Source organism: Azonexus caeni, assembly GCF_048146105.1.
GTDB classification, from domain to species: domain Bacteria; phylum Pseudomonadota; class Gammaproteobacteria; order Burkholderiales; family Rhodocyclaceae; genus Azonexus; species Azonexus aromaticus_B.
The window spans coordinates 1-8047 of record NZ_JBKJAD010000043.1; the positions used below are offsets into that span (position 1 = coordinate 1).

6 protein-coding genes are annotated in these 8047 nt (G+C 66.6%); all 6 read left to right on the plus strand.

Annotated elements, in window-relative coordinates; translation table 11 throughout:
* Nucleotides 1-101: 101 nt before the first annotated feature.
* Entirely contained in the window at nt 102-3134 is a 3033-nt protein-coding gene (locus ACLIIZ_RS20835; protein WP_416695583.1) for an ATP-binding protein, read from the plus strand.
* A gap of 73 nt (nt 3135-3207) precedes the next feature.
* Nucleotides 3208-4092 carry a DUF808 family protein gene (locus ACLIIZ_RS20840; RefSeq protein ID WP_416695585.1) on the plus strand — a complete coding sequence of 295 codons (885 nt, stop codon included), beginning with the start codon at nt 3208-3210 and terminating at the stop codon, nt 4090-4092.
* Between the two features lie 99 nt (nt 4093-4191).
* Entirely contained in the window at nt 4192-5772 is a 1581-nt protein-coding gene (gene urtB, locus ACLIIZ_RS20845) for an urea ABC transporter permease subunit UrtB (protein WP_416695587.1), read from the plus strand.
* 10 nt (nt 5773-5782) lie between these two features.
* Nucleotides 5783-6934, plus strand: coding sequence for an urea ABC transporter permease subunit UrtC (gene urtC, locus ACLIIZ_RS20850; RefSeq protein ID WP_416695589.1), 1152 nt, complete (start codon nt 5783-5785; stop codon nt 6932-6934).
* The gene (gene urtD, locus ACLIIZ_RS20855; RefSeq protein WP_416695591.1) at nt 6931-7767 is read left to right on the plus strand and encodes an urea ABC transporter ATP-binding protein UrtD; all 837 of its coding nucleotides are present in this window, start codon (nt 6931-6933) and stop codon (nt 7765-7767) included. The genes urtC and urtD overlap by 4 nt, the downstream gene beginning before the upstream one ends.
* A partial coding sequence (locus ACLIIZ_RS20860) for a hypothetical protein (RefSeq protein WP_416695593.1) occupies nt 7757-8047 on the plus strand: 291 nt, incomplete at its 3' end. The genes urtD and ACLIIZ_RS20860, both read left to right, overlap by 11 nt.

Here is an 8047-nt window from a genome sequence, read left to right on the forward strand (position 1 = left end):
TATAGCCAAAAAAACCAGCGACGTGCCACTACACGACTTTTTTGGAAAATCGCCTTGAAACCCGCATGGCTGCGTGGGCAACTTCTCGAAAATGGCCTTTTTTGGGCTCGAACTGTCGAACTCGGGAAGCCGCGATCTCGGCGCAGCAGTATTCGGCGGTTTCGCTGGTCGCTTCGGAAATCGAGCGTTCGGTCGGCGAGCGGATCAACATCCTCGAGGCGCTAGCCGGGCGTCTGGCCCAACTGTCGGGTGACCGTACCGCCAGCCGGACCTTGCTTGACGCGCAAACCGGGCTCGACCCCTTGTTCAACTGGGGCATCATGGTGCTCGACGCGGGAGGCACGGCAATCGCCAGCGTTCCGGCGCAGCACGAGCGCAGCGGCACCCAATATGGCGACCGCGATTTTTTCCGGGAGCTGGTCGCCACTGGCAAGCCGCTCATCACCGAACCGCTGACCGGACGCCGCACCGGCGTGCCGGTGATCACCATCGCTGTGCCGATTTTCTCGCCGGACAAGCGGATGATCGGTGCCGTGCTCGGCATCACCAACATGGGGAAACCCAATTTCCTCGATCAGATCAGCCGGGCCAAGTACGGGTTAACCGGCGATTTCTTCGTCACCGATACCCGGGCCCGGATGTACATCGCCTCGTCGGACAAGCAGCGGGTTCTGAAAAAAGGTCCGCCGCCAGGCGTCAATGCGGTCTACGACAGCTATATCAACGGCCGCCAGGGGTCGGGCGTCGCCGTCAGTTCGCGCGGCGTAGAGGAACTGTCGTCGTCGGTACGGATCGGCAACACGCCCTGGGTCATGCAATCGGTGCTGCCGACCGCCGAGGCCTTCGCCGTCGTCCGCCAGATGCAGCAGCGCTTGCTGATTGCCGCGCTGGCCTTCACGCTGTTTGCCGGCGTCGTTGCCTGGTGGTGGGTCCGGCGCCAGTTGCGGCCGCTCGAACGTTCCGCCGTCCTGCTCGACGAAATGCGCCAGGGCAGCCGGCCGCGCAGCGCGCTGCCGATCGAATCCGACGACGAGATCGGCAAGCTCGCCAACGCCTTCAACGGCTTGCTCAAGGCCATCATCGACCAGGAAACCCTGCTCGCCAGGGTCGCCGCTACCGAACTGCTGCGCAAGACGCTGGCCCACGTTCCGGGCATGGTCTTCCAGTATTACCAGCACCCCGACGGCACCGGCGCCTTTCCCTTCGCCAGCGCGGCGGTGCAGGACATCTACGAGGTCAGCGCCGAAGTCATCGAGGCCGACACCCACCTGATCCGCGATTTGCTGGTGCCCGAGGACCACGACCGCCTGTTCGGTTCGATGCGTCAGTCGGCGGCCAGCATGGAGCGCTGGCTGGTCGATTACCGGATCCGCATGGCGGACGGCCGGATCAAGTGGCTGCACGTGGACGCGATGCCGGAGCACGAGGACGACAGGATCGTCTGGTACGGCTTCGTCACCGACGTCACCGCCACCAAGGCGCTGGAGGAGGAACTGGAAATCCATCGCAGCCACCTCGAGGAACTGGTGCGGGAACGCACCGAGCAACTGGAGGAGGCGCGCCGCATCGCGGAATCGGCCAGTCTGGCGAAGAGCAGCTTCCTCGCCAACATGAGCCACGAGATCCGCACGCCGATGAACGCCATCATCGGCCTCACCGGCCTGCTCGAACGCAACATCGACGATCCCCAGCATTGCGACAAGCTGGCCAAGATCCATCTGGCGGCGGATCACCTGCTGGCGATCATCAACGACGTGCTCGACATCTCGAAGATCGAAGCCGGCAAGATCCAGCTCGAGGACATCGAATTCGACCTCAACGAAACCGTCACCCGCGCCGGCGACCTGATCGCCGGCAAGGCACGGGAAAAGGCCCTGGACTTCGCCCTCGAGCTGCCGCCGCCGATCGGCGGCTGCCTGCGCGGCGATCCGACCCGCCTGGCGCAGGCCCTGCTCAACTACCTGGGCAACGCGATCAAGTTCACCGAACGCGGCGGCATCACGCTGCGCGCCAGCCTGCTCGAGCAGACGGCAGACGCCGCCAGCTACCGCTTCGAAGTCGAAGACAGCGGCATCGGCATCCCGGCGCCAGCGCTGCCCAGCCTGTTCGGCGCCTTCGAGCAGGCCGACCGCTCGACCACCCGCCAGTACGGCGGTACCGGCCTCGGGCTGGCGATCACCCGCCAACTGGCCCGCATGATGGGAGGCGATGCCGGCGTCGACAGCTTTGAAGGACAAGGCAGCCGCTTCTGGTTCACCGCCCGGTTTGTCCGCTCGTCGCGCGAACTCGGCGGGCCCAGCACCCGCCGCCGCAGCGACGCCCCCGAAGTGATCCTGCGCCGCGACTACGCGGGCAACCGCGTCCTGCTCTGCGAGGACAACCCGGTCAACCAGGAAGTCGCGCTCGCCCTGCTGCAGGATGTCGGCATGCGCGTCAGCATCGCCCAGAACGGCCTCGAAGCCGTCGAACGTTTCACCAGCCAGCCCTTTGCGCTGGTCCTGATGGACATGCAGATGCCGCTCATGGACGGCCTCGAAGCTACCCGCCGCATCCGCGCCCTGCCCGGCGGCGAGGCGGTGCCGATCCTGGCGATGACGGCCAACGCCTTCACCGAGGACATGCAGCGCTGCCAGGCCGCCGGCATGAACGATTTCGTCGCCAAACCGGTCGAGCCCGAACTGCTCTTCGCCAAGCTGCTGCAATGGCTGCCGCCGGCGACCCTAGCTAGCCCACCGGCCACCCCGGCAACGGCCGCCAACGACGGCGACCTGCTCGCCACCCTCGCCGCCCTGCCCGATCTCGATCTCGACGCCGCGCTGGCCCGCCTGCGCGGCAACCCGCAACGCCTGCTCAAACTGCTCCACCTGTTCGTCGCCGAACACCACGCCGACGCCGCCGACTTGCGCCAGGCCTTGAGCGAAGGCAACCGCCAGGCGGCGGAGAGAATCTGCCACGCGCTCAAGGGAGCGGCCGGCAGCGTCGGCCTCGAACGCATCCACGAACCGGCCGCCGAACTCAACGCCTTGCTGCGCCAGGACGCCGCCGACGCCCGGGAAATGGCGTTGATCGACAGAATTGCCGACGCCCTGCAGCAGTTCGCCAGCGCCCTCGAAGGCTGCGCCGCCGCAGACTGAACGGCTCGCGGCCAGCGGCAGCAATTGGCGACGACACCGGTATACTCTGTGTTTTCAATCGACCGACTGAACCATGGCCACTTCCGCATTTTTCGCGCTGCTGCGCGACGTCAGCAAACTCGCCGCGACCGCGGCCGACGACCTCGCCGCGCAGAGCGCCAAGCTCACTGCCGCCGCCGACGACATCGCCGCGCTGACCGGCAAGGCGGCGGTGAAGACCGCTGGCGTCGCTGGCGACGATCTGGCGGTCGGCGCCGGCCAGGTCGCCGGCGTTTCGCCCAACCGCGAACTGCCAGCGCTGTGGCGGATCACCAAGGGCAGCGCGCTGAACAAGGTTTGGCTGGCGGCGCTGCTGCTGGTCGTTGGCTACTTCCTGCCGATGGCGATCACCGTCGCCCTGGCGCTGGGCGCGCTCTACCTCGCCTTCGAGGGCGGCGAAGGCCTGCTCGAATACTTCCACGAGGAAAGCGGCGAGGCCGCCGAGGAAGTGCCGATGACCGAGGACGAAAAGGTGCGCGGCGCGATCAAGACTGACATCGTGCTCAGCTTCGAAATGCTGGTGATCTCGCTCGCCGCCACCGGCGACGCCCCGCTCGGCTACAAGATCGCCGTCCTGGCACTGGTCGGCGTGGTGATGACGATCGGCGTCTATGGCCTGATCGGCCTCATCATCCGCCTCGACGACATGGGCCTGGCGCTGGCGCGCTCCGGCGAAGGCTTCCGCCGCCGCCTCGGGCTGGCCATGGCGAATGCCGCGCCGGTCGTCCTCAAGGTGCTCGGCCCGGTCGGCATGGTCGCCATGTTCGCCGTCGCCGGCGGCATCCTCGGCCACCTCGTCCATCTCGAAGTCGGCCACTGGGCGCTCGCCCTGCTCGCCGACATCGGCATCGGCATCGCCGTCGGCCTGCTGCTGGTCGGCCTGCATCACCTCTGGGCCAAGCTGCGCGGCCAGCACTGAAACCGGGGGGCAAGTCCCCCCTACGCAATTCATCGTATTCCCCGCCCGGGGGCCGCTCCGTAATCTGTCGCTGCACTGCACAAATTGCGGACGGACCCGATGAAAAAACGCTTACTGACCTTGCTGCTCTGGGCCACCAGCCTGGGCGCCCTGGCCGCGCCCGACCCGGCGCTGGTCCGCCAACTGGCGGCCGACGACAACTCCGACAAGATCGCCGCCATCCAGCAACTGACCGCCGCCGCCGAACCCGGCACCGGCAAGCTGCTGCAGGCGATGGCCGACGACAGCCTGTACGTCGCCGGCGACCGCCTCTTCGTCTTCGACGGCGAGAAGACGGTCGACGCACTGAACGGCGAAGCCGCGGAACTGCCCGACGGCGCCGAGACGATCACCGTCAACAATCGCCTGCGTGGCGAACTGGCCAACGCATTGGCCGCGCTCAAGCTGTTCGACGCCGACCGCGCCGTCCGCCTGGCCGCCGCCCGCGAACTGCAGAGCCAGGTCGGCGCCGAGCTGGCCGGCGTGCTGGCCAAGGCGCGCGACCAGGAACAGGACGCCGAGATCAAGCCGCTGCTTGCCCTGGCGCACGCCCAGGCAACGCTGCAGGACGCCGATCCGGCGGTCCGCCTGGCCGCCGTCAACACCCTGGCCGAAGCCGCCTCGCCGGCGGTCAAGAGCCTGCTGCTGCCGCTCACCGAAGCCGGCGGCGAAAGCGACGAGAAAGTGCGCGCAGCGGCAAGCGCCGCGCTGAAGAGCATCGAGCGCAGCCTGGCCTGGATGGACACCCTGGCCGGGGTCTTCTCCGGCCTGTCGCTCGGCTCCATCCTGCTGCTGGCGGCGCTCGGCCTGGCCATCACCTACGGCGTCATGGGCATCATCAACATGGCGCACGGCGAACTGCTGATGATCGGCGCCTACTCGGCCTACGCGATGCAGAGCCTGTTCCGCGCCTATTTCCCGGAACAGGTCGACTGGTACCTGCCGGCAGCGATTCCGGTCGCCTTCTTTGCCGCCGCCGCGGTCGGCGTGCTGATGGAGCGCACGGTGATCCGCTGGTTGTACGGGCGCACGCTGGAAACCCTGCTCGCCACCTGGGGCCTGTCGCTGATCCTGATCCAGGCGGCGCGCGTGCTGTTCGGCGCGCAGAACGTCGAGGTCGCCAACCCGAGCTGGATGTCGGGCGGCGTCGAACTCCTGCCCAACCTGATCCTGCCGTGGAACCGCGTGATCATCATCGGCTTCGCGCTGTTCGTGCTGTTCCTGGTCTGGGTGCTGATGAACAAGACCCGACTCGGCATGTTCGTCCGCGCCGTCACCCAGAACCGGGCGATGGCCGGCTGCGTCGGCGTGCCGACCGCGCGCATCGACACCATGGCCTTCGCGCTCGGCGCCGGCATCGCCGGGCTGGGTGGCGTGGCCCTGTCGCAAATCTCCAACGTCGGCCCGGACATGGGCCAGGGCTACATCGTCGATTCCTTCATGGTCGTCGTCGTCGGCGGTGTCGGCCAACTGGCCGGCGCGGTCTGGGCCGCCCTCGGCCTGGGCATCTTCTCCAAGCTGCTCGAAGGCTGGGCCGGCGCGGTGATCGCCAAGATCATGATCCTCGTCGCCATCATCATCTTCATCCAGAAGCGTCCGCAGGGCATTTTCGCCCTCAAGGGCCGCTTTGCCGACCAGTAAGGAGCGACGCATGTCTGCCACCTCTTCCGTGCTTCCCTTGCCCGCCGGCCGCGTGCCGCTGACCCTGCGCGTCTTTGCCGCGCTCGACCGCAAGGCCTGGACCGCGCTGGGCATCTTCCTCGCCCTGGCGCTGCTCGTCGTCCCCGTGCTCAACCTGGCGCTGCCGCCGGAAAGCGTCTTCCACGTCTCGGCCTACGCCATCACGCTGATCGGCAAAATCATGTGCTACGCGCTGGTCGCCGTCGCCATGGACCTGATCTGGGGCTACGGCGGCATCCTTTCGCTCGGCCACGGCCTCTTCTTCGCGCTCGGCGGCTACGCCTTCGGGATGTACCTGATGCGCCAGATCGGCCGCGACGGCAGCTACGGCGCCGACCTGCCCGACTTCATGGTCTTCCTCGACTGGAAGGAACTGCCCTGGTTCTGGCTCGGCAGCGACAGCTTCGGCTGGGCCGCCTTCCTGGTCGTCGCGCTGCCGGCCGTGGTCGCCTTCGTCTTCGGCTACTTCGCCTTCCGCTCGCGGATCAAGGGCGTCTATTTCTCGATCATCACCCAGGCGCTGACCTACGCCGCGATGCTGCTCTTCTTCCGCAACGAGACCGGCTTCGGCGGCAACAACGGCTTCACCGACTTCAAGCGCATCCTCGGTTATCCGATCACCGCCCCGGAAACCCGGCTGGTGCTGTTCGGCCTGACCGCCATCGCGCTCGCTGCAACGCTGGTCTTCGCCGCCTGGCTGGTGAAATCGAAGTTCGGCCGCGTGCTCACCGCGATCCGCGACGCCGAATCCCGCGTCATGTTCATCGGCTACAACCCGCTCTGGTACAAGCTGACCATCTGGGTGATTTCCGCCGTGCTGTGCGGCATCGCCGGCGCGCTCTACGTGCCGCAGGTCGGCATCATCAACCCGTCGGAAATGAGCGCCGCCAACTCGATCGAGATCGCCATCTGGGTCGCCGTCGGCGGGCGCGGCACGCTGATCGGCCCGGTCATCGGCGCCTTCACGGTCAACCTCGCCAAGAGCTGGTTCACCGTCAGCTTCCCCGAATACTGGCTGTTCTTCCTCGGCCTGCTGTTCATCGTCGTCACCCTGCTGCTGCCGCAGGGACTGGTCGGACTGTGGAAGAAAATCATCAGCAAGAAACAAGGAGCCAGCGCATGAACGCCACCGCCGAAACCGTCCTCGACGACCGCCCCGAAGGCTCCGACAGCGCCGACCAGTTCGGCCACCTGGTCACCGGCGAGCTCGACCTGTCGCACGGCGTCGCCCTCTACCTCGAAGACATCACCGTCAGCTTCGACGGCTTCAAGGCGCTGAACAACCTGACTCTCGCCATCAACGCCGGCGAACTGCGCTGCATCATCGGCCCCAACGGCGCCGGCAAGACGACGATGATGGACGTCATCACCGGCAAGACGCGCCCGGATTCCGGCAAGGCCTTCTTCGGCCAGAGCATCGACCTGACCCGGCTGACCGAACCGGAAATCGCCCACGTCGGCATCGGCCGCAAGTTCCAGAAACCGACCATCTTCGAGCAGCACACCGTCTTCGAGAACCTCGAACTGGCGATGAAGACCGACAAGCGCGTGTGGAAGAGCCTGCTCGCCTGGCTGAGCGGCGACGACCGCGACCGCATCGCCGACACCCTGAAACTGATCCGCCTCGACGGCGAAGCCGACCGCCCGGCCGGCCTCCTCTCGCACGGCCAGAAGCAGTGGCTGGAAATCGGCATGCTGCTGATGCAGGAACCGAAGCTGCTGCTGCTCGACGAACCGGTCGCCGGGATGACCGACGACGAGACGATGCGCACGGCGGAGCTGTTCGTCTCGCTGGCGGGGAAGCATTCGCTGGTCGTCGTCGAACACGACATGGCGTTTATCGAGAAGCTGGGCGGCAAGGTCACCGTGCTGCACGAAGGCTCGGTGCTGGCGGAGGGCGATCTGGCGACGGTGCAGAATGATCAGCGGGTGATTGAGGTTTATCTTGGGCGCTGAGGCTTGTTCTTTCGCGCTGCTCGGGTGGGCGGAATCGGTTGCTGAGGCGCCGATTTCCGCGCCGGACGTGCGGGTGTGTTCGGTTGCTGAAGCGTTGGGTTTCCTTATGCTTAGGCGAGCGGCTTTGGTTTCTGAACCGCTGTATTCCGCCGTTGACCGGCGGGCGTACTTTCTTTTTTGTGGAAAAAAGAAAGTAGCCAAAGAAAAAGCCACCCCCAGGTCGGCGCCGGGCTGCGCCCGGTCCCTTGCGCTACTCGGCGCGCCGGGCGGCTGCGGAACT